Raw genomic sequence first — 21051 nt, 5'->3', positions numbered from 1 at the left:
TTGGGAATCCGATGAAGATCGAACCCGAAGCCCTCGAAGTGGTCGCGGCCGTCGTCCGCAGGGGGGAGGAGATCCTCATCTGCCGGCGCCCCGAGGGGAAACACCTGGCGGGCCTCTGGGAGTTCCCGGGCGGGAAGGTCGAGAACGGCGAGTCCCCCGAAGAGGCCCTGGCGCGGGAGCTGCGCGAGGAACTGGAGGTGGAGGTCGAGGTGGGCTCCCTGCGCTGGGAGACCCGCCACGCCTACCCGGACCGGACGGTCCACCTCCGCTTCTACGACTGCGCGTGGAAGGCGGGCGAGGGAAAGGACCACGGCGTGGCCGGCCATGCCTGGGTCCGCCCGGCCCGGCTCGGCCAGTTCGAGTTCCTCCCGGCGGACGCCCCGCTCATCCAGGCGCTGCGCGAGGAAGGCGCCCGCGGGGATGGGGCGGCCAACGGGAGCGCCTCCTTCGCCGGGAAGGCGCGGCGGGCGGAGGCCGGGGGAGAGGAGCGGGCGGAGGCCTTCCGGCGCTGCATGGAGCAGGCGGCCTTCCACTACGAGAACTTCCCCGTCGCCTCCTGGCTCCTTCCCGTCCGGATGCGCCCGCACGTCGCGGCGGTCTACGCCTTCGCCCGGGCCGCCGACGACATCGCCGACGGCGCCGCCCCCGCCGGGGAGCGTCTCGCGCTCCTGGAGGAGATGGAGCGGAGGCTCGAGGCGGCGGCCGAGGGGAAGGGGGAGGGCCTCTTCGCCGCCCTCGCCGAAACCCTCCGGGCGGGCCGCCTCTCCCTCCGGCCCTTCCGCGATCTTCTCTCGGCCTTCCGGCAGGACGTGGAGGTCGCGCGCTACCCGGACTACGCCTCCCTCCTCGACTACTGCCGCCGCTCCGCCGATCCGGTGGGGCGGATCATCCTGGAGATGTGGGGGCTCAAGGACGACGAGACGCTCCGCGCCTCGGACGCCGTCTGCACCGCCCTCCAGCTCGCCAACCATCTGCAGGACGTGAAGGCCGATTACCTCCGGGGCGTCGTCTATCTCCCCCAGGAGGACCTCCGGGCCTTCGGCGTGGACGAGGAGGAGCTGGGCGGGGAGTCGGCGGGCCCGGCCCTCCGGGCGCTCATGGTCTTCGAGGCGGGGCGGGTCCGCGCCCTGCTGATCCGGGGGCTCCCCCCGCTCGCCAGGGTTCGGGGGCGGCTGGGCCGGGAGCTCCGGGCCATCTGGCGGGGCGGGGCGGCGGCGCTCGACGCCATCGAGCGGGCCTCCTTCGATGTGCTGCGCGGGGCGCCCCGCCTCGGCCCCGGGGACAGGGCGGCCTGCCTCGCGGCGGCCTTCCTGCCCGCGGGCCGCCTGGCCCGCCGCGCGGACGCCGCCCGGCAGGAGCGGGCCGAGGCGCGCCACTGCCGCTGGGTGGTGCGGCGGAGCCGCTCGAACTTCCGCCTCGCCTTCTTCGCCCTGCCGCGCGACCGCCGCCGCGCCCTGAACGCCATCTACGCCTTCTGCCGGGTGGTGGACGACATCGCCGATTCGCCGGGGGCGCCCGAGGCGAAGCGCCGCCGCCTCGCCTGCTGGCAGGAGGACCTCGCGCGCTTCCACGAGGGGGGGCGCCGCCACCCCATCCTCCGGGAGCTCGCCCGCGCCGACGCCGCCTTCGGCATCCCCCTCCGCCACCTGCGCGCGGTGTGCGAGGGGGTGGAGATGGACCTCGAAGGAAGGCCCTTCGCGGACTTCGCGGCCCTGGAGGCCTATTGCGAGAAGGTGGCCTCGGCGGTGGGGCTGGCCTGCCTGGGCGTCTTCGGGGTGCGCACCGGGGCGGCGGAGCGCTACGCCCGCGCCCTGGGGGTCGCCCTCCAGCTTACCAACATCCTGCGCGACGTGTGGCGGGACGCCCAGGCGGGGCGGCTCTACCTCCCGCGGGAGGACCTGGAGCGCTTCGGGGTGGACGCCGGCGCCTTCCGCCGCGGGGATTACGACGAGCGCGTCGTGGCGCTCCTCCGCTTCCAGGCGGATCGCGCCCGCGCGTTCTACCGGGAGGCGGACGGGCATCTTCCCGCCGACGCGAAGGACAAGCTCTTCCCCGCCCGGCTCATGGGCCGCATCTACCGCCGGCTGCTCGAGGAGATGGACGCCGCCGGCTTCCCACCGGCTCCCTGGCGCCCGCCCCTCTCGACCGCGTCCAAGCTCCTCGAAGCCTTCCACTGCTACTGGGAACGGTGACTCGGGGCGTTCCTCCCCCGCGCGGGGCCGCCGTCGTCGTGGGCGCCGGGTTCGCCGGCCTCTCGGCGGCCCTCCGCCTGGCGGAGCGCGGCGTCCCGGTGCGGCTGTTCGAGGCGGGCCGGCGCCTGGGCGGCCGGGCATCGAGCTTCCGCGATCCCGGATCCGGCCTCGACCTCGACTGGGGGCCCCACCTCGTCATGGCGGCCAACCCCGCCCTGCGCGCCTTCCTGGGGCGGGCGGGGGCGGAGCTGCGTTTCCCTCCCGCGCTGGACATCCCGTTCCGCGCGGCGGACCGGGGAGGAGTGCGCCTGCCGCGCCTCGCCTTCCCGCCGGAGGGGGGGAGGTTGCGCCAGGCGCTGGCGCTGCTGCGCTGGCGGGGCCCCGGGCTCGGGGCGAGGCTCGAGATCGCGCGCGGCCTCCGCCGGCTCCTCGCGGGAGGCGGGGCGGGAGGCTCCGTCGCCGCCATGCTGGACGGGCTCGGCCAGGGAAGGGAGGCCCGCGCCTGGTTCTGGGAGCCCTTCGCGCGCGCCGTGCTGAACCTCCCGCTGGACGCGGGGAGCGCCGCCCTCTTCGCCCGGGTGGCGCGGGAGGCCTTCCGCGAGGGTCCGGGCGGGGCGTCGCTGGCCGTGCCGCCCTCGCCCCTCGGCGCCTTCTGGGCGGACCGGGCCGGGGCCGCCCTCGAGCGCCTGGGCGGGCGGGTGGACCGGGGGAGGCCGGTGCGGGAAGTCGAGATCGGCGGAGGCTCGGTGCGCGGGGTGAGGCTCATGGACGGGGAATTCGTGGAAGCGGCGGCGGTCGTGGCCGCCGTCCCCCCCCCGGCGCTGGGCCCCCTGCTGCCCGAGGCCTGGCGGGGAGAGCGCCCATTCCGGGACCTCCGGCGCCTGCGGCCCTCACCCATCGCGAGCGCCTACCTGTGGCTGGACGGGCCCTGCCCGGGGCCTGCCTTCGAGGCCCTGGCCGGGGAGCCCTGGCACTGGCTGTTCCGCCCCTACGGGAGCGAAGGCCCGGTCTGCCTTCTGGCCGGGGGAGAGGACTCGGTGGCGGCGCTCCCGCGCGGGGAGGCCGAGGCCTCGGCGCGCGAGGCGGCGGGGAGGCTCCTGCCCGGGCGGCGGGTGGTGCGCGCGAGGGTGGTGCGGGAGCGGGCGGCGACCTGGGCGAACGGCTGGGAGGAGCAGGAATTCCGCCCCGGGCCGGTGACCCCGGCGCGGGGGCTCCTCCTCGCCGGGGACTGGACGGCCACGGGTCTCCCGGCCACGGCGGAGGGGGCGGTGCGGAGCGGAGAGCGGGCGGCCGAGGAGGCCCTGGGCCTCCTCGGCCGTGAAGCGGGCCGGCCCGTCTCCGAGGGCAGAGCCGATTCTGGGCTCGCGCGCTAGTTCGCGCTCTGCTCCTCGTACAATTTCTTGATCGTGCCCGCGAGCGCGTTCTTCCGGCCCCAGGAGGCGTACTTCGCGACGTTCACCGCCTTCTGGATCTCGTCCAGCTTCTTCCCCTGGCGCATCAGGGCCCGGACCTGGCCCCGCAGGTCGTTGAAGTAGGCGTCCAGCGCGTCGATCGCCTTGTGGACGTTCTCCCTGCCCCGGACCACCGGGCCGTGCCCCGGCACGAGCGCCTCGACCTCCCAGGTGCGCAGCGTGGCGAGAATCTTCTGCCAATTGGCGGTGTCCCCGTCGGTCACCGTGGCTGCCGGGGACGCCGAAGACGAACTCGATTCCGGCCTGGGCCAGCGCCCTGGCGGCCACGTCGGCGTAGGTGGGCACGCGTGCCTCCTGCCGGATGGCGGGTAAGGGTTTAACCCGATCTTCCGGATTCGATTTTCCCCGCTTACACACGACAAAACCGCCGCCGCAGCCCCAAACGCGCCCGGGATTCGGGCTGCGTCAATAGGCGGCTTTCTCTCCTCCGCCCGCTTGGATCATGTGAAATCCGCCGGAGGTGGCTCCTGGCGTGAAAAAAGCGGGAGCGGGCGCGGCAAGCCATGAATGAAACTTGTCAATCGCCCCCACCGGGAATGCCAAAAATTTCAACTTGGGAATGGCCGCGGGTGATCTTATCATAGGGAAGGAGTTCCCCGGTCGCCTGGGAAGGGAGGCCCCCATGCCCTTGACCGACGCCCAGCTCGGCGCCCTCTGCCTGCTGCTGGAGGATGAGCGCCCCTCCATCACCGCCGTCCTGGATCGCCAGCTCGCCGGCTTCTCCGAGGAGGACCGGGACCGGCTTCTCCTCCGGCTGCGCGGGGAGGGGCGGGGGCCGGCGGTCCTTCCGCCCGCCCTGGAGGACCACCACCACCGGATGCTGGAGCGCGCTTTCGCCGATTGGGCCGTCGCGGCTCCCGAGGAGGGGGACCTGGAGCGGGGCGTCTTCCTGCTGGCCTCCTACGGCTATCCGCTCGAGGACATGGGACGGTGGGAGGCGGAGCTCGATCGGATGGCGGAGGCGCTGCGGTTGCGGCTGGGGAAGGGGGCGGCGCCGGCGGAGATCGTCGAGAGGACGGCCGAGTACCTGCACGGCGAGCTGCGTTTCGACGGCGACCGGGACAACTATTATGATCCCAAGAACAGCTACATGAACCGCGTGCTCGACCGGCGGCGGGGGATTCCCATCTCCCTCGCGTCCGTCTACCTGATGCTGGGGCGGCGGCTGGACCTCCCCTTCCGGGGGGTGGGGATGCCGGGCCACTTCATCGTCAAGTACGAGGCGCCCGAGGGGCCCATCTTCCTCGACCCCTTCGAGGGGGGCCGCCGGCTCAGCGTGCAGGACTGCGACGCCATCGTGCGCGGGCTGGGGTATCATTTCGACCTGCGCTTCCTGCAGGAGACCCCGCCGCGCCGCATCGTGGAGCGGATGCTCAACAACCTCATCGGCATCTGCCAGCGAGAGGGCAGCGAGGACAGGATCAAGCGCCTCATGCGCTACCGGGAGATCGTGCAACGGGGATGACGCTCCCCCATTCGGCCCTGCGTCCGTCGGAGGAACCATCCATGGCCATGCAATACCGTGACCTATCGGACAAGCTGTCGTTCGGCGGCCAGCCCACGGCGGAGGAGCTGCAGGAGCTGGCCAAGAAGGGCGTGAAGACGATCATCAACGTCCGGGACGCCAACGAGGAGGAGGTGCACCTTCCCCCCGGGCAGGAGAAGGACCTGATCGAGTCCCTCGGAATGAACTACGTCAACATTCCCCTGACGGCTCAGACCATCGCCGAGGAATCCGCCGCCCAGGTGAACCGGGCCATCGCCGATGCCAAGCGGGAAGGGCCCGTGTTCGTCCACTGAAGGGTCCTCGGGCGGGCCGGGGTTTGCTCGCTGATGCACGAGGCCGAGGCGCAGGACTGGACGGCGGAAGAGACGCTCGAGGTGGCCAAGAGGCTCAACTTCGACTGGACCACCAACCCGCTCACCAAGTACTTCGAGAAGTTCCTCGCGGCGAGGCGGAAGAAATAGGCGGGGGCGCGTGGCCGAAGAAAGCAAGCGGGGGAGCCGGAAGGCTCCCCCGTTTCGTTGTGGAGCTAGCGGGTTCGCGCGATTGCAGGGGCGTATTGCAATACGCCCCTACATACCGTCCCTTCCGTCCGTAGGGGGAGGCATGCCTCGCCCCTATGCATTTCAGCGGCAGCTCCCTCACTCGTCCGTGACGCAGCCCTCCGAGGCCGAGGAGACGAGCTTGGCGTACTTGTAGAGGGTGCCGCGCTTGAACTTGAGGGCGGGCGCCTTCCACTTCTTCCGCCGCGCCCGGATCTCGGCGGCGGGCACCTCCAGCGTCAGGGCGCGCTTCCGGGCGTCGATGACGATCTTGTCCCCGTTCTCGATCAGGGCGAGGAGGCCGCCCATCTGGGCCTCCGGGGTGACGTGGCCCACCACGAAGCCGTGGGTGCCGCCCGAGAAGCGCCCGTCGGTGATGAGGGCCAGGTCGTTGCCCAGGCCCGCGCCCATGATGGCGGCGGTGACGGTGAGCATCTCGCGCATGCCGGGGCCGCCCTTGGGCCCCTCGTAGCGGATGACGACCACGTCCCCCTTCTTGATCTTCTTCCGCTCGAGGCCCTTGAGCGCGGCTTCCTCGGAGTCGAAGACGCGCGCCGGGCCCTCGAAGCGCTCCCCCTCCTTGCCGGTGATCTTGGCGACGGCGCCCTCGGTGGCGAGGTTGCCGTAGAGGATCTGCAGGTGGCCGGTCTTCTTGAGGGGCCGGGAGGGCGGGGAGATGATCTTCTGATCGCTCTTGAGGCCGGGGAGGGCCTCGATGTTCTCGCCGAGGGTGCGGCCGGTGACGGTGAGGCAGTCCCCGTGCAGCAGGCCCTCCTTGAGGAGCATCTTGAGCACGGCGGGGAGCCCGCCCACGCCGTGGAGGTCCTCCATCACGTACTTCCCGCTCGGCTTGAGGTCGGCGAGGTAGGGCGTGCGGTTGCTGATGCGCTGGAAGTCGTCCAGGGAGAGCCGCACCCCCACCGACTTGGCGATGGCGATGTAGTGCATGACGGCGTTGGTCGAGCCGCCGAGCGCCATGACGACGGTGATGGCGTTCTCGAAGGCCTTCTTCGTCATGATGTCGCGCGGGCGGATGTCCTTCTCCATCAGGTTGTAGATGGCCTTCCCGGCGCTCAGGCACTCCTTGCGCTTCTCCTTGCTCGTGGCCGGGTTGGTGGAGCTGTAGGGGAGGCTCATGCCCAGGGCCTCGATGGAGGAGGACATGGTGTTGGCCGTGTACATGCCCCCGCAGGCCCCCGCGCCGGGGCAGGAGTGCCGGATGACGTCCTTGAGCTCCTTCTCCCCGATCTGCCCGGCGATGTACTCGCCGTAGGCCTGGAAGGCGGAGACGACGTCGAGCTTCCGCCCGTCCAGGAAGCCCGGGCTGATGGTGCCCCCATAGACCATGAGGCCGGGGCGGTTCAGCCGGCCCATGGCGATGACCGAGCCGGGCATGTTCTTGTCGCAGCCGGGGACGGTGATGACCGCGTCGTACCACTGGGCGGCCACCACCGTCTCGATGGAGTCGGCGATGATGTCGCGCGACTGGAGGGAGTACTTCATGCCCTCGGTCCCCATCGAGATGCCGTCGCTCACCCCGATGGTGTTGAAGCACAGGCCCACCATCTTCTTGCCTTCGTTCACGCTCTCCTTGATGAGCCTGGCCAGGTCGTTCAGGTGGAAGTTGCAGGAGTTGCCCTCCCACCACATGCTCACGATGCCCACCTGGGGCAGCTTCATGTCTTGCTCGTCCAGGCCCGCCCCGTGCAGCATGGCCTGGGAGGCCGCCTGGGAGAGGGGTTCCGTCACCCGGCTGCTGTATTGGTTGAGCCGCACCCGCTGTGCCATTTCCGCCTCCGAATGAGTCCGCTGAGATGTGTCCGGTTCCCCGCGCATCATCGCACGGATGAAGGCGGGGCGGGAAGGCCGCCCGGCGCCCGCGGCGCGGGCTTCGGCGCGAAGGGCCGGGGGGGCGGCGCGGCGCCCGGGGGCCTCGGGCGGCACTGGGTGTAGGGCCCGGGGAGCCGCTTGTCCTCCTGCCCCTTGGGGAGGGAGCAGGGGTCGAGGGGATCGCTCCCGAGGAAGACCTCCAGGCCGTCGGGGTAGCCGTCCCCGTCCGAGTCCGCGCGCAGGGGCGAGGTCTTGTAGAAGAGCGCCTCCTCGCCGTCCCCCAGCAGGTCGCCGTCGGTGTCGAGCTTGAGGGGGTCGGTGCGGTGGCGGCGCACCTCGTCCCCGTCCTGGAGGCCGTCCCCGTCCGTGTCGGCCTTGCCGGGGTGGGTCTTATGGACCCGGACCTCCTCCAGGTCGGTCAGCCCGTCCCCGTCGCTGTCCACGCACTGCTTGTCCCGCAGGGCCTGCTGGGGGAAGCGCAGCGCCCGGCGCGCCCGCGTGATGAGCCGCGTGAGCTGGGTCAGGTCGGAGGCCCGCCTCTCCTCGATTACCTGGTAGACCGCGAAGCGGGCCACGGCGAACTGGACGGGCTGGCAGAGCTCGAGGTCGCCCCGGGCGTCGAGGGCGTCGAACTCCTGGACGAGGAGGTCGAACTCCTTCTGGATGGAGTCGGAGAGCGCCTTCCAGGCCTCGTCGCTGACGGTGGAGCCGGGCGCGCAGCCGGCGAGGAGGGCCCCGAGGAGGCAGGCGGCGAGGGAGAGGCGGGGGAGGGAGGGCATGAGGGGTCCTCGGAAAGCGACAGGCGTAGTTTCCATTGGCCCTTGAGCTCGTCATTCCGAGGGAGCACGGCGACCGAGGAATCTACGCAGGTGGCAACTCACGAAGATTCCTCGCGGAGTTTACCCTGAGCGCAAGCGCAGGGCTCGGAATGACAATCAGAGAAAGTCGCGTCAAATCCGCCACCTTTCCTTGCTTGGCTTCGCGCCAGGGGCTCGCGTACCATATCACCCGCCGCGCGCCCGCTTCCAACGGGGCGCGTCCTTTCCCTAAAGGAGCCCCGGATGGAGACGCGGGCGTTCGAGCTTGCGGCGGGCTGGCTCCGGGAGTCCTCCGCGACGGTCTGCCTGACCGGGGCCGGGATCAGCACCGAGAGCGGCATCCCGGACTTCCGCTCCCGGAACGGCATCTGGAGCCGCTTCGATCCCAAGGACTTCGACATCCGCCGCTGGCTGGGATCGGAGGAGGTCCGCCGCCGCTACTGGGCCGCCGCCCGGGAGGGCTGGCGGCTCGTGAGCGGGGCCGAGCCCTCGCCCGGCCACGGGGCCCTGGCCCGCCTGGACGGGGCGGGCCGCCTCTCCCTCCTCGTCACCCAGAACACGGACGGCCTCCACCAGAAGGCGGGCCACGCGCCCGGACGAATCGTCGAGATGCACGGGACGAGCCACGCCTGCGTGTGCGTGGGCTGCGGGGGGAAGGTGCCGCGCCCGGAGGTGCAGGCCCGGGTCGAGGCGGGGGAGGAGATCCCCCGCTGCCGGGGGTGCGGGGAGCCCCTCAAGCCGGACGCCGTCTTCTTCGGCCAGCCCATCCCCCCCGAGCGCCTGGAGCGGGCGGTGGCGGGGGCGGACGCGGCCGAGGTCTTCCTGGTGGTGGGCTCCTCCCTCGCGGTGCGCCCGGCGGGGGCCCTGCCGGAGCGGGCCCTCCTGCGCGGGGGCCGCCTCATCATCGTGAACGAGGGCCCCACCCGCCTCGACGCCCATGCCCACGCCCTGCTGCGCGGGCGGGCTGGGGATATCCTCCCCACCCTGGCCGGGGCGGCTCTGGGCTGAGGGGCCCCCCGCTTTTTGATCCCTTCCGCCCCGGATGGTAGAGTCCTCTGTCCTGTTTCGGCCCGATACCGATTCCCGCGGCTCCCTTTCCGGTTCCCGAGGAGGCAACCGTTGGCCATCCATGAACTGATCACCCGGCCGGACAACGTGCACTGGGGTTTCTATTCGGCGGCGCTGAAGCCCGTGCTGAGCATCGACCCGGGCGACACCCTCGTCATCCACACCGAGTCGGGCCGCAAGGACCTCCTCCAAAAGATGGCGGGGCGCATCTCCCCCGCGCTCAAGACGATCCTCGAAACCCAGGCCCCGGCGGGAGGGGCCCACATCATGACGGGGCCGGTGGCCATCCGGGGCGCAAGGCCGGGGGACGTGCTCGAGGTGCGCTTCCGGGACATCCAGCCGCGCTACGACTGGGGCTACAACGGCTTCCGCCCCCTGGTGGGCGGGCTGCCCGAGGATTTCCCCTACGTCCACCTCTCCATCGTCGAGGTGGACAAGGGGTCCTGGACGGGGGACTGGGGGGCGGGGGTGAAGGTGCCGCTCTCCCCCTTCTTCGGGAACTTCGGCGTCGCCCCCCCCGCCCAGCTCGGGGTGATCCCCACCTCCCCCCCGGGGGCCTGGGGCGGCAACACCGACAACAAGGAGTTCGGCGCGGGCTCGATCGTCTACCTCCCCGTCTTCAACGAGGAGGCGCTCTTCTCGGCGGGGGACGGCCACGGCTGCCAGGGGGACGGCGAGGCCAACATCAACGGCATCGAGATGGGCCTGACCGGCACCATCGAGTTCATCCTCCGCAAGGACCTGAAGCTCGCCCTCCCGCGCGCCGAGACGGCCACCCACTGGATCCTCATGGGCTTCGACCCCATCCTCGACAACGCGGCCAAGACGGCCCTGCGCGAGACGATCAAGTTTTTGGGCGAGTGGAAGGGCATGAGCCGGGACGACGCCTATACGCTGTGCAGCCTGGCGGTGGACCTGCGGGTGACCCAGATCGTGAACGGCGTGAAGGGCGTCCACGCCATGCTGCCCAAGGCGCTGTTCGAGTAGGGGGACAGGCTGGCTCGATTTTGGTGTCATTCCGAGCGCAGCGAGGAATCTTCGTGAGTGGCCGCACGCGAAGATTCTTCACTCCGCTTCGCTCCGTTCAGAATGACAGGCGGGGTGGTCCTTTGGAAAGGATGAGCCCCTGATCGGTGTAATTCATCTCCAGGAGATCCCATGGCCCGGCACGAGCTGACCGCGACCGCCAAGACGGTGAACTGGGGCTATTACTGTCCGAAGAAAAAGCCGGTTCTCACCGCCGCTTCGGGGGACACGGTGGTCATCCACGCCGAGCCCGGGGTCCGAACGCTGGAGGGCCCCATCGAGAAATTGGCCTCCCCGGAGCTCCGGGACATCGTCGAGAACGGGGAGCGCGACCTGGGCGGGCACATCCTGACCGGGCCGGTCGCCGTCCAGGGAGCCATGCCCGGGGACGTGCTCGAGGTCCGCATCCGGGACGTCCGCCTGCGCTACGACTGGGGCTTCAACGTGGTGCGGCCCCTCCTGGGAGGGCTCCCGGAGGACTTCCCCCACACCCGGCTCGTGATCGTGAAGCTCGACGCCAAGGCCGGGACGGGGGACTGGGGCGCCGGGGTGAAGGTGCCGCTCGCGCCCTTCTTCGGGAACTTCGGCGTCGCGCCCCCTCCCTCGATGGGGCGGGTGCCCTCCATGCCGCCCGGCGTCTGGGGCGGGAACCTCGACAACAAGGAGCTCGGGGCCGGGGCGACGGTCTATTTCCCGGTCTTCGTCGAGGGGGCGCTCTTCGCGGCGGGGGACGGCCACGGCTGCCAGGGGGACGGCGAGAGCTGCCTCTCGGCCATCGAGACGGCCATGACGGGCGAGTTCGAGCTCATCGTGCGCAAGGACATGAAGCTCTCCACCCCCCGCGCCGAGACGGCCGCGCACTGGATATTCATGGGCTTCGATCCCCTGCTCGACAACGCCGCCAAGATGGCGCTCCGGGAGACGATCAGCTTCCTCGGGGAACTCAAGGGGATGAGCCGGGACGACGCCTATACGCTCTGCAGCCTGGCGGTGGACCTGCGGGTGACCCAGATCGTAAACGGGGTCAAGGGCGTCCACGCCATGCTGCCCAAGGCGCTGTTTGGATAGGGGAGACACCATGGCGCGCCACGAACTGATCGCCGGACCCGACACCGTCCACTGGGGCTACTACGACGCCGGGCTCCCGCCCCTCATGACCATCGACTCGGGCGACACCTTGGTCGTGGGCACCGAGTCCGGGCGCAAGGAGCACGTGGAGAAGGTGGGGAGCCGCGCCTCGGAGGCCCTGCGCGCCATCCTGGAGAAGATCCCGCAGGGCCCGGGCCCCCACATGATGACGGGGCCGGTGGCCGTGCGGGGCGCCCGTCCCGGGGACGCGCTGGAGATCCGAATCAAGGACATCCAGCCGCGTTACGACTGGGGCTACAACCAGTTCCACCCCCTGGCCGGAGGCCTGCCGGCCGACTTCCCCTACACCGTCAAGCGCATCGTGGACATCGACCTCGGGCGGCGCACCTGCGGTTGGGGCGCGGGGGTGAACGTGCCGCTCGCCCCCTTCTTCGGGAACATCGGGGTGGCGCCCCTCCCCGCGATGGGGCAGGTCCCCTCCATGCCCCCCGGGGCCTGGGGCGGGAACCTCGACAACAAGGAGCTGGTGGCCGGGACGGTGCTCTATCTCCCGGTCTTCAACGAGGGCGCGCGGCTCTCGGTCGGAGACGGCCACGGCTGCCAGGGGGACGGCGAATGCTGCCTCACGGCGGTCGAGACGGGCCTGATGGGCACCTTCGAGGTCCGCCTCCGCAAGGACCTGAAGCTGAAATCTCCCCGTGCCGAGACGCCCACGCACCACATCCTCATGGGCTTCGACCCCATCCTCGACAACGCGGCCAAGATGGCGCTCCGGGAGACGATCAGCTTCCTCGGGGAGCTCAGGGGCATGGGCCGGGACGACGCCTACACGCTCTGCAGCCTCGCGGTGGACCTGCGGGTGACCCAGATCGTGAACGGGTACAAGGGCGTCCACGCCATGCTGCCCAAGGCGGTGGTGGGGTAGGGGGAGAGGAGAGCGATACCGGGACGGCGAAAGGCCGTCATTCTGAGCCCTGCGCTTGCGCTCAGGGTAAACTCCGCGAAGAATCTGCTTTTGGAATCTGTAGGGGCGGCCCACTGTGGCCGCCCCGGCGGGGGGCAGGCACGGGGGCCTGCCCCTACGGTTCCTCCCGCATGACGGGCTTGACGATTTTCTTTCGGAAGGTCGGAATTCATCGATAGGGAGCATCGGATGAGCGCGCAAAGGAATGGAAAAAAGCCCATCGGCCTGGCCATGGTCGGCTGCGGCAAGGTGGGCCGCATCCGGGGGGAGTTCGCCCGGGACTACCCCGGCGTCGAGTGGCTGGGGCTCTGCGACATCGACGAGAAGGCGGGCCGCAGGCTGGCCGAGGACGTGAAGGCCGACTTCTTCACCAAGGACTACAAGGAGCTCCTCGCCCGGCCCGAGGTGAACGCCTCCATCATCGCCACCGAGGAGAACGAGCACGTCGGCCCCATCCTCGCCTCCGTCGAGCGCGGGCACCAGATGATGATCGAGAAGCCCCTCGCCACGAACGTGAAGGACTCGGCCCGGGTGCTCAAGGCCATCCAGGACGCCGGGATCGACGCCGTGGTGGGCTACACCCAGCGCTTCCGCCGCCGCTTCCTCGTGGCGAAGGAGAGGGTGCGCACCGGCCAGCTGGGCGACGTGACCTCGGTCACCACCCGCGCCTTCATGAACCGCCTCGTCCCCATCGCCACCGTGGCCAAGACCGAGAACCGCTCCGTCCTCACCCCCATGGTGGTCTCGGGCACCCACAGCCTCGACATCTGCATGTGGCTCCTCGAGGGCAAGAAGCCCGTCGAGATCTACGCCCGCTCGGTGGACAAGGCCATCGGCGTCTCCTGCGGCACCAAGGACGCCACCTTCGGCCTCTTCACGTTCGAAGACGGCACCATCTGGAGCATGTCCATCAACTGGGCGCTCCCGGTCGTGTGGCCGGGCTCGGTCTACAGCCTCGAGATCGGCATCGTGGGCACCGAGGGCGTCCTCACCATCGACGACACCCACCGCGACTTGGTGCTCGCCTCCGAGAAGGGCCAGCCCGCGGGCTACAGCCCCGAGGTGAAGCGCAACGTGGACTTCCTGACCAGCTACCCGCCCGGGGACATCGCCCTGGGCCAGCTCTGGGGCCCCATGCGCGAGGAGACGAACGCCTGGTTCGCCCGGGTCCACACCGGCCTCGACACCCCCCACGCCACCGCCGCGGAGGGCCACCGCAACCTCGTCCTCACCAAGGCGATGGACCTCTCGGCCCGGCGCGGCAAGGCGGTGGCCCTGCCCCCCGACGCGGCCACGTTCGAGGATTTGAACTAGGGGGGGAGGTTCAATAGGCGTTGTCTCGGGAGGGGTGGCGCCTTGCTCCCTCTCCCCATGGGAGAGGGTTGGGGTGAGGGTCCGTAGGGGCGAACCTCGTGTTCGCCCCGGGCGGCGCCCTTCCAAGGCGGGCGATGACAAGCATCGCCCCTACGGAAGCGTCAAGGCCCGAATCTGATCCCTGACCCCCGCCGGCAGAGGAGACCCGCGGTGCCCTTCTACGAGATCGCCGGGATGAAGGAGAAGCACAGCAACGTGAACCCCGCCATCACCGCCAAGACCGTGACCGGGGAGTTCATGAAGGCGGGGGTCGTCACCAAGCCCGCCGGGGAGGGCCCCCCGCTCCACATGCACCCGAACGAGGAGCAGTTCACCCTCATCCTGGAAGGCAGACTCCACTACATCCTGGGCGGCGAGGAGAAGATCGTCGGGCCCGGCGACCTCATCCACATCCCCCGCTTCACCCACCACCGCAGCCGCGCCCTCGAGGGCGGGGCCACCTTCTTCACCGTCAAGTTCCCCGCCGGGGACGGCAACCTCGACCAGGACTACAACCTCGCCGCGGGGGCCGAGGAGGCCGAGAAGCGGTATCCGGGGGGGGAAGGGGTAGGGGATTGAGAAAATGTAGGGGCGGGTTTCAAACCCGCCCCTGCTGGCTAAGCGGCATCCGTCTTGCGCGCCTTTCGCTTGGGGCGCGCGGTCAGGCGGCGGGTCGAATCGGACACCTGAAGCAGCGACCGCAGGGCGTCGTTGACAGCGGCGGAATCGCGGAATTTCTCCGCCGCGTCCGGTTCCAGCACGGCCACGTTCGCCCCTTCCCGCAGCAGGCGGCGGTGGTACTTCCCGCGCACCGCCTTGGCGTAGTCGAACGCGTACTCGGCCCGCAGGTCGTCCGCCCGGGCGCGGCCTTTACGCTTCATGACGCCTCCTTTCCCGCGCGGTCGCTCGGCGCTCCGTCCGCTGGGAGCCGATGTTGGACCGCGTCGTCCATTTTTATTTTTACGTAACGAAGGAGATCATCATAATTTCCTTGGCTGGCTTGACGTAAGGCGCGGAAATAGGCGGCGTCACGCCTTGGAAGCATGACTCTAATGCCCAGATGTTCTTCCGTGTGGACTGCTAAAAGTACGCGAGCGAGAAGTCCATTGCCGTCAAAAAATGGATGTACCTGTAGTAATCCGATATGGAAACGCAAAATGTGATCGAGGCGTTCCTTGGGCGGCAAAGCAGATGCCACCATAACTGCCTGTGCCCAAGCTTCTAGTACCGCGGCAAGTTGCTGCCGTACCTGATCTGGCTCAGGCACAGATGCGAGGCCGTCAGTTTCTAGCGACGATCCACCAACCCTTACGAGGATGTCACGAAATTGCCCTGCGTAGTCAAGTTCTCGTCCCAGTAGCAAGCTATGAAGCTCTTTGAGTGTACGTTCGTCCAGCGAAAAATTACTTGCAAGCAGGCCTCGCGCCAGATCGACATGATCGCGCCGCACCGTCTCGCCCGAATCGAGAGCAGTCGTTACTTGACGACGAAGAATGGAGACGTCGCGCTCCAGTCTTTCGGTAGACCCTACCGCTTGTAGGGAAGTAGCTGCCGCGAAGCCTAGGACTTCACCGTGTTCGGCAAGACGTTGAAGAAGTGCAGCCTCCGCCTGGAGTGACTCACGGCGCTGTTTGCGATAGACGACGTAGGCAACAACAGCAGATGAGGTGACTCCCATCAGGAAAGCTAATAGTAATTCCATGTGTTCGGCTCCCACGACAGAACCTTTATCGTTTTTTCATTGTTTCATGTTGTGTAGAAAAAAGAAAAGGCCGCCCGTGCGGCCAAGTTACTAAGGGAAAAGACGTCATTCTGAACGGAGCGCAATGGAGTGAAGAATCTACGCGCGTAGCGAGGCGCGAAGATTTCTCGCTGCGCTCGGAATGACACTGGGTGGAACCCTTTTCAGCCCCCGTCCTTTCCCGGCAGCCGGAGGTCGGCCGCGACGGGGAGCTCGAAGGCGTCCTTGCGCAGGAGCCGCGTCGAGAAGAAGAGGATTTCGAGGTTCTCGACCTCGCCCGCCTCGGGGTTGAGGCGCGCGACGATCTCGTCCCCCAGCTCCTCCGACTCCTGCGCCGCGTATGGGGAGTGCTTGTCGATGTGGAGGATGTCGGCGTCGCGGTCGTATGTGAACTTCAGGCTCGCCGCCATTCGACCTCTCCGCCAGCCTACGCGCTCAGCGCCCGCTCGACCGCCTTGGGGTTCTCCGCCGCCACCTTGAGGAGGGCGCGGGCCGGGCCCTCGGGCTGGCGGCGGCCCTGCTCCCAGTTCTGGAGCGTCGCGACGCTCACCCCGATCATCAGGGCGAACTCAGCCTGGGATTTCTTGAGCCCGGTCCGGATGGCCTTCACGTCGGCGGGCCGGAAGGAGAAGGTGCGCCCGGCCTTCATCTTGCCGCGCCGGATTTTCCCCGCCTGCTTGACGCTCTTGACCAGTTGGTTGAACTCCTGGGTCCTCACTTGAACTCCTCCCGCACCAGGCGGCTCAGGATTTTTAGTTGAGCGGGCGTCAGGTCTTCCTGGTCGCGCTTCGAGTAGGCGAGGAGCATGTAAATCGTCTCCTCCCCTTTGTGCCAGAAATAGATGACGCGAGCCCCGCCCCGCTTTCCTTCGTCCCGCGCGCCCCACCGGATCTTCCGGAGCCCGCCGCCGCCCCGGATGAGGGCGCCCTGCTCGGGCCTGAATAGCAAGGCCAATTGGAGCCGACGGTAATCCTCGTCGTCCATGAGATCGAGGATGATCTTCGTGAAGACCGGCGTCTCGATGAAGCGCATGTGTCAGCATACGCCATTGGCGGATAGGCCGCAAGGCCCAAAAGAAAAGGCCGCTCGCGCGGCCCGTGGTGGTTATGCAGGGGCGGGTTTGAAACCCGCCCCTAGGGATGAATGGCAGGCTTGGGCCGGGGCGTATGCCACACGCCCCTACGGCGTGAAATGGCCCCTACCTCTTGGCGTGGACCCCCTCCATCGCCTCCCGCAGCCGCTCCTCGGCGATCTCGGCGAGCTTGGGGTGGTAGCCGAGGTGAGGCCCCAGGGTGATCTCGAGGCCGGGGTGGCGGGCCTGGCCCTCGGCCATGAGGCGGGGGAGGTCCTGGGCGACGTGGTTCCCGAGATGCAGGAAGTAGGGGAGGAGGATGATGCGCTCCGCCCCCCGCCGGGCGCAGAGGTCGATGCCCTCGGGGATGGAGGGATGGTTGATCTCCAGGAAGGCGGAGGCGACGATCCACCCCGGGTGCTGGGCCCGGAGGTCGGCCTCGACCCGGTGCATGGCCTCGTTCGCCCCCTCGGCCTTGCTCCCGTGGCCCAGGAGGAGGACGGCGAGCCTGGGCTCGGATGGGTTCATCCGGCGTTCTCCCGGCGGCGCTGCGATATCCCGCTCAATTACGCCATGCACTCGCCTTCTCCACGCTCGAGCTTGTAGACCGCGTCCCGGCTCCAGTCCACGAAGAGATCGGGCGCGTCGTTGAAGGTGCCGGGCTGGTTCAGGTCCTTGAGCGCCTCCTCGAAGGGCGCGGCGCCCGCCCGGCGGTAGAAGGCGCCGAACTCCTCTTCCTCCCGCCGGCTCCCGGTGTAGGTGTCCAGGATGCGCGCCAGGGCCTCGGGCACCCGCTTGGCGGGGATGCGGACGCGCAGCCGGTCCCCAATCTTCGTGCGCCCCCCCGTCCCCATGTACTGGCCGCCCAGGAAGACCTCGTAGGCGGGGAGCTGCTTGCCCTCGGACTTCAAGGTGCCGCCGTGGAAGCCGATGTCGGCGATGTGGTGCTGGCCGCAGGAGTTGGGGCACCCGCTCATCTTGATGTGGAGCCTGCGGACGAGGGGGTCGCGGCTCGCCTCGAGCGTCCCGAGCGCCTCGCGGAGCGCCTTGCCGAGCCCCATCGAGGAGGTGATGCCCAGCTTGCAGGAATCCGTGCCCGGGCAGGAGACGACGTCGGCGATGGTGCCGGCCCCGGCCTCGGCCAGCCCGATCTCGCGGAGGCCGCGCCAGAGGGCGGGGAGGTCCGCCTCGCGCACCCAGCGCAGGACGATGTTCTGCTGGAAGCTCGTGCGGGCGCGCCCGCGCGCGTGGCGGCGCGAGAGCCCGGCCAGGGCGAAGAACTGATCCGCCGTGATGTCCCCGAGGGGGAGCTGGATCTCGGCGGCGAAGTAGCCGGCCTGGCGCTGGGCCCTCACGCTGGCCGCGCGCCACGCCTCGAAGCCGGCGCGCTCGGCCGCCGAGAGATCGGCGCCGCCGTTCCCGTTCGACTTCGACATCGGGAGCAGGGGCGGGACGTCGGCCTCCTCGTCGTCCTCCCAGAGGTAGGGCGCGGGGTCGATGGGCTTCTGGGCCCACTCCTGGCGCAGCTCCTCCTCCACCCGCTCGCGCAGGCCGTCGATGCCGATCCAGTCCACCAGGAACTTGAGCCGCGCCTTGAACTTGCTCTTGCGCAGCTCCTGGGTGGCGTTGAACACCCGGAGGATGGCCTCGCTCACCCGCAGGTAGTCCGAGACGGGGACGAAGGAGTAGAGCTCCTGCGCCACCTTGGGCATGGTGGCGAGCCCGCCCCCCACGAGCATCCGGAATCCCTGGACCTCCTTGCCGTCCTGGGAATGGACGACGGGGATGAAGCCGATGTCGTGGATGCCGGCGATGACGCAGTCCGAGGCGCAGCTCGAGAAGGCCACCTTGAACTTGCGCGGGAGCGACTGGATGAGGGGCTTCCGCACGAAATAGCGGGCGAAGGCCCCGGCGTAGGGGGTGGTGTCGAAGACCTGGTCCGGGCACACCCCCGCGAAGGGGCAGCCCGTCACGTTCCGCACGGTGTTGCCGCAGGCCTCGCGGGTGGTGAGACCGCTTTCGCCGAGCAGGCGCATGACCTCCGTCGCTTGGTCCAGCGGGACGAAGTGGAACTGCACGTTTTCCCGCGTGGTGACGTGGCCCTTCCCGAGCGGGGCATAGTCGCGGGCGACGCGGCCGAGGGCGTCGAGCTGGTCCGCCGTCAGGCCGCCGAAGGGAATCTTGACCCGGACCATCTGGGCATCGGCCTGGCGCTGGCCGTAGATGCCGCGGCGCAGGCGGTACTGGGTGAACTCCGAATCCTTGATCTCCCCCTTGCGGAAGCGGGTGGCCTCGGTCTCGAAGTCGTCGAACTCCTCGGGGAGGACGGGGATGACCCCCAGCTTCTTCGTCTCGGCGGGCGCGGCGGGCGTGTTCACGGGATTCATGGCGTCCTCACGTGGGTTTCGGGCCGCGCCACGGAGGCGCGGCCGGCAGCGGTTTCGGGATCGGGGACGGGCCGGCACCAGGGCATATCGGCGGCGGCCTCGGGCTGGAACCAGGCGAGGGAATCGGCCAGGGCGGCCACCTCCCCCACCACCACCACGGCGGGCGAGGCCACCTCCTCGCGCTCGGCGAGGCGGGCCGCCTCCCCGAGGCGGCAGCGGAGGGTGCGCTGGCGGGGGGTCGAGCCGTTCTCGACGATGGCCACGGGCGTCGCGGCCGCCATGCCATTCGAGAGGAGGCTCCGGGCGATGCGGCCCACGGCGCGCGCCCCCATCAGGAAGACGAGGGTGCCCTTGGCGCGGGCCAGGTGGGCGTAGTCCACCTGGCCCGATTCCTTGGCCGGGTCCTCGTGGGCGGTGACGAAAGTGACCGAGGCGGCGAGCCCCCGGTGGGTGACCGGGATGCCCGCGAAGGCCGGGGCCGCGACGGCGGAGGTGACGCCCGGCACGACCTCATAGGGAATCCCCGCGGCGGCCAGGGCTTCGGCCTCCTCGCCCCCGCGGCCGAAGACGAAGGGGTCGCCCCCCTTCAGGCGCACCACGTCGAGCCCCTCCCGGGCCAGCGAGACGAGGAGATCGTTGATCTCCTCCTGGCGGAGGGCGTGGCACCCCGGCGACTTCCCCGCGTAGATCACGCGGCAGTCATCGGAGCAGAGATCGAGGATTTCCGGGGAGAGAAGGCGATCGTGCACCACCGCCCCCGCCTGGCCGATGAGCCGGGCGGCGCGGAGGGTGAGCAGGTCGGGGTCCCCCGGGCCCGCGCCGACGATGGCGACTTTCCCGAGGGAGGGCTCCGGGGAGAAGGAGAGGTCTCTGGGCATGTTCAGCTTGGCCTCGCTGGGGCGGCGCTCAGGGCGCCGGCGGCCTGGTGGAGGAGATCGCCCATCCGCTGGGTGGGCGACTCGACGCCCGGCTCCACGCCGTGCTCCCGGAGCGCGGCGGAGGTGACCGGGCCGATGGACGCGGTGAGGATCTTCCTTCCCAGCGCCTCGGCGAGCGCCTCGGCGCAGCCGGCGTCGTCCGCCGCGAGGAAGAGGTTGTGGACGGCGGGAGGGCTGGTGAACGTGGCGGCGTCGGGCCGGCCGGCGGCCAGATCCTCGATGAGGGACTGGAGGGCGGCCGGGTCCTCGGGGGGCAAGAAGCGATAGGGCGAGCCGTGCAGCAGGCGGCCCCCGCGCGCCTCGACGTATTCGCCCAGGCCCCGGGGCAGGGCGCCGGGGGTCTGGACCCAGACGCGGCGGCCGTCCAAGTCCCTGCCCGCGAGGGCTTCGATCACGCCCTCGGTGGTGCCGGGCTCGGCTTCCGCGTCGGGGGGGCGGCCGATCTCGCGCAGGGCGCGGAGGGCTTTCCGGCCCCGGGAGAGGACCCAGGCCTTCCGCAGGGCGTCCAGGAAGGCTTCCTTTCGGCCCAGCCGATCCGAGGCGGCGGCCACGGCCCTCGCGCCCACCCCGGTGTAGAAGACGGCGGCGTCCACTCCCTCCAGCACCAGGCGGGCGAGGCGCCCGGCCTCTTCCTTCGCCTCCTCGAACCGCAGGTTGACGGTCGGGACGAGGCGGGGCTCCCCGCCCAGGCGGCGGACCATCTCGGCCATCTCCGCGCCGCGGCGCTGGCCGGTGATGACCACGGTCTTCCCTGCGAGGATGCCCATGTCCGCTCCGGGGCTAGGATGGGCCGCTGCAACCGATTGATATAGAATGAATTTAGATGATTCCGCTCAATTAAAACTAACTCGCTTTTAAATACTGGTAAAATATGCCAGCCTTTCGGGCATTTGTCAATATAGGCAGGTGATATTAACGAAAAATTACATGAGTGATTCTGTAACCTTTGCGGCCTTTACCTTAGCTTGGGGCAAAAATCCCCCTGTGCCATAATGGAAGGGCATCCAGGGCGGGCCATCCCCCGAAAGGAGCGCGCGATGAACGTGACCATGTGG

22 protein-coding genes are annotated in these 21051 nt (G+C 69.6%); 10 read left to right on the top strand and 12 right to left on the bottom strand.

Features of this window, described 5'->3' with window-relative positions; all coding sequences use genetic code 11:
• Positions 1–11 precede the first annotated feature (11 nt).
• Positions 12–2192: a squalene synthase HpnC gene (hpnC, locus tag HYZ11_08445; protein ID MBI3127616.1), complete on the top strand. Its 2181-nt coding sequence runs from the start codon at positions 12–14 to the stop codon at positions 2190–2192.
• Positions 2189–3565: an FAD-dependent oxidoreductase gene (locus tag HYZ11_08440; GenBank protein MBI3127615.1), complete on the top strand. Its 1377-nt coding sequence runs from the start codon at positions 2189–2191 to the stop codon at positions 3563–3565. Before hpnC ends, HYZ11_08440 begins: the two co-directional genes overlap by 4 nt.
• Here the strand turns inward: HYZ11_08440 and HYZ11_08435 are convergent.
• Complete coding sequence (locus HYZ11_08435) at positions 3562–3867, bottom strand: hypothetical protein (protein MBI3127614.1); 306 nt, start codon at positions 3865–3867, stop codon at positions 3562–3564. The two genes, HYZ11_08440 and HYZ11_08435, sit on opposite strands and share 4 nt — an antisense overlap.
• 419 nt (positions 3868–4286) lie before the next feature.
• Here HYZ11_08435 and HYZ11_08430 point away from each other — a divergent pair, with 419 nt between their 5' ends.
• Positions 4287–5129: a hypothetical protein gene (locus HYZ11_08430; GenBank protein MBI3127613.1), complete on the top strand. Its 843-nt coding sequence runs from the start codon at positions 4287–4289 to the stop codon at positions 5127–5129.
• A 41-nt stretch (positions 5130–5170) separates the two neighbouring features.
• Positions 5171–5464: a hypothetical protein gene (locus tag HYZ11_08425; GenBank protein ID MBI3127612.1), complete on the top strand. Its 294-nt coding sequence runs from the start codon at positions 5171–5173 to the stop codon at positions 5462–5464.
• A gap of 345 nt (positions 5465–5809) precedes the next feature.
• Here the strand turns inward: HYZ11_08425 and ilvD are convergent, their stop codons facing one another.
• A complete protein-coding gene (ilvD, locus tag HYZ11_08420; GenBank protein MBI3127611.1) occupies positions 5810–7498 on the bottom strand; it encodes a dihydroxy-acid dehydratase in 1689 nt (562 codons plus the stop codon).
• A 47-nt stretch (positions 7499–7545) separates the two neighbouring features.
• Positions 7546–8319, bottom strand: coding sequence for a hypothetical protein (locus HYZ11_08415; protein MBI3127610.1), 774 nt, complete (start codon positions 8317–8319; stop codon positions 7546–7548).
• Between the two features lie 282 nt (positions 8320–8601).
• Here HYZ11_08415 and HYZ11_08410 point away from each other — a divergent pair, with 282 nt between their 5' ends.
• The 6 genes from HYZ11_08410 to HYZ11_08385 all read left to right on the top strand — a co-directional run bounded on the left by HYZ11_08410 (position 8602) and on the right by HYZ11_08385 (position 14437).
• Positions 8602–9366, top strand: coding sequence for a Sir2 family NAD-dependent protein deacetylase (locus tag HYZ11_08410; GenBank protein MBI3127609.1), 765 nt, complete (start codon positions 8602–8604; stop codon positions 9364–9366).
• 111 nt (positions 9367–9477) lie between these two features.
• On the top strand, positions 9478–10413 hold the full coding sequence (locus tag HYZ11_08405) for an acetamidase/formamidase family protein (GenBank protein MBI3127608.1): 936 nt from the start codon (positions 9478–9480) through the stop codon (positions 10411–10413).
• A 171-nt stretch (positions 10414–10584) separates the two neighbouring features.
• Positions 10585–11520 carry an acetamidase/formamidase family protein gene (locus HYZ11_08400; GenBank protein ID MBI3127607.1) on the top strand — a complete coding sequence of 312 codons (936 nt, stop codon included), beginning with the start codon at positions 10585–10587 and terminating at the stop codon, positions 11518–11520.
• Positions 11521–11530: 10 nt separating this feature from the next.
• Positions 11531–12466: an acetamidase/formamidase family protein gene (locus HYZ11_08395; GenBank protein MBI3127606.1), complete on the top strand. Its 936-nt coding sequence runs from the start codon at positions 11531–11533 to the stop codon at positions 12464–12466.
• Between the two features lie 228 nt (positions 12467–12694).
• A complete protein-coding gene (locus HYZ11_08390) occupies positions 12695–13819 on the top strand; it encodes a Gfo/Idh/MocA family oxidoreductase (protein MBI3127605.1) in 1125 nt (374 codons plus the stop codon).
• Between the two features lie 210 nt (positions 13820–14029).
• Positions 14030–14437, top strand: a complete 408-nt coding sequence (locus HYZ11_08385; GenBank protein MBI3127604.1) for a cupin domain-containing protein — start codon at positions 14030–14032, stop codon at positions 14435–14437.
• 38 nt (positions 14438–14475) lie between these two features.
• On the opposite strand, the gene HYZ11_08380 is transcribed toward HYZ11_08385, so the two are convergent.
• The 9 genes from HYZ11_08380 to HYZ11_08340 form a co-directional block, all read right to left on the bottom strand.
• Positions 14476–14739, bottom strand: a complete 264-nt coding sequence (locus HYZ11_08380) for a hypothetical protein (protein MBI3127603.1) — start codon at positions 14737–14739, stop codon at positions 14476–14478.
• On the bottom strand, positions 14736–15560 hold the full coding sequence (locus HYZ11_08375; protein MBI3127602.1) for a Fic family protein: 825 nt from the start codon (positions 15558–15560) through the stop codon (positions 14736–14738). Before HYZ11_08375 ends, HYZ11_08380 begins: the two co-directional genes overlap by 4 nt.
• A gap of 203 nt (positions 15561–15763) precedes the next feature.
• On the bottom strand, positions 15764–16009 hold the full coding sequence (locus HYZ11_08370) for a DUF2283 domain-containing protein (GenBank protein ID MBI3127601.1): 246 nt from the start codon (positions 16007–16009) through the stop codon (positions 15764–15766).
• Positions 16010–16026: 17 nt separating this feature from the next.
• A complete protein-coding gene (locus tag HYZ11_08365; protein ID MBI3127600.1) occupies positions 16027–16248 on the bottom strand; it encodes a helix-turn-helix domain-containing protein in 222 nt (73 codons plus the stop codon).
• A gap of 65 nt (positions 16249–16313) precedes the next feature.
• Positions 16314–16631: a type II toxin-antitoxin system RelE/ParE family toxin gene (locus HYZ11_08360; protein ID MBI3127599.1), complete on the bottom strand. Its 318-nt coding sequence runs from the start codon at positions 16629–16631 to the stop codon at positions 16314–16316.
• Positions 16632–16797: 166 nt separating this feature from the next.
• On the bottom strand, positions 16798–17199 hold the full coding sequence (locus HYZ11_08355; protein MBI3127598.1) for a CbiX/SirB N-terminal domain-containing protein: 402 nt from the start codon (positions 17197–17199) through the stop codon (positions 16798–16800).
• 38 nt (positions 17200–17237) lie between these two features.
• Positions 17238–19058: a nitrite/sulfite reductase gene (locus tag HYZ11_08350; protein ID MBI3127597.1), complete on the bottom strand. Its 1821-nt coding sequence runs from the start codon at positions 19056–19058 to the stop codon at positions 17238–17240.
• A complete protein-coding gene (gene cobA, locus HYZ11_08345) occupies positions 19055–19936 on the bottom strand; it encodes a uroporphyrinogen-III C-methyltransferase (protein MBI3127596.1) in 882 nt (293 codons plus the stop codon). The genes HYZ11_08350 and cobA overlap by 4 nt, the downstream gene beginning before the upstream one ends.
• A gap of 2 nt (positions 19937–19938) precedes the next feature.
• Positions 19939–20763 carry a uroporphyrinogen-III synthase gene (locus HYZ11_08340; protein MBI3127595.1) on the bottom strand — a complete coding sequence of 275 codons (825 nt, stop codon included), beginning with the start codon at positions 20761–20763 and terminating at the stop codon, positions 19939–19941.
• Positions 20764–21051 lie beyond the last annotated feature (288 nt).

This window comes from Candidatus Tectomicrobia bacterium (genome assembly GCA_016192135.1).
Taxonomy (GTDB): Bacteria; UBA8248; UBA8248; order UBA8248; family UBA8248; genus 2-12-FULL-69-37.
Note: the sequence above shows the minus strand (reverse complement) of the source record. Positions and strands in the feature narration are given on the sequence as shown.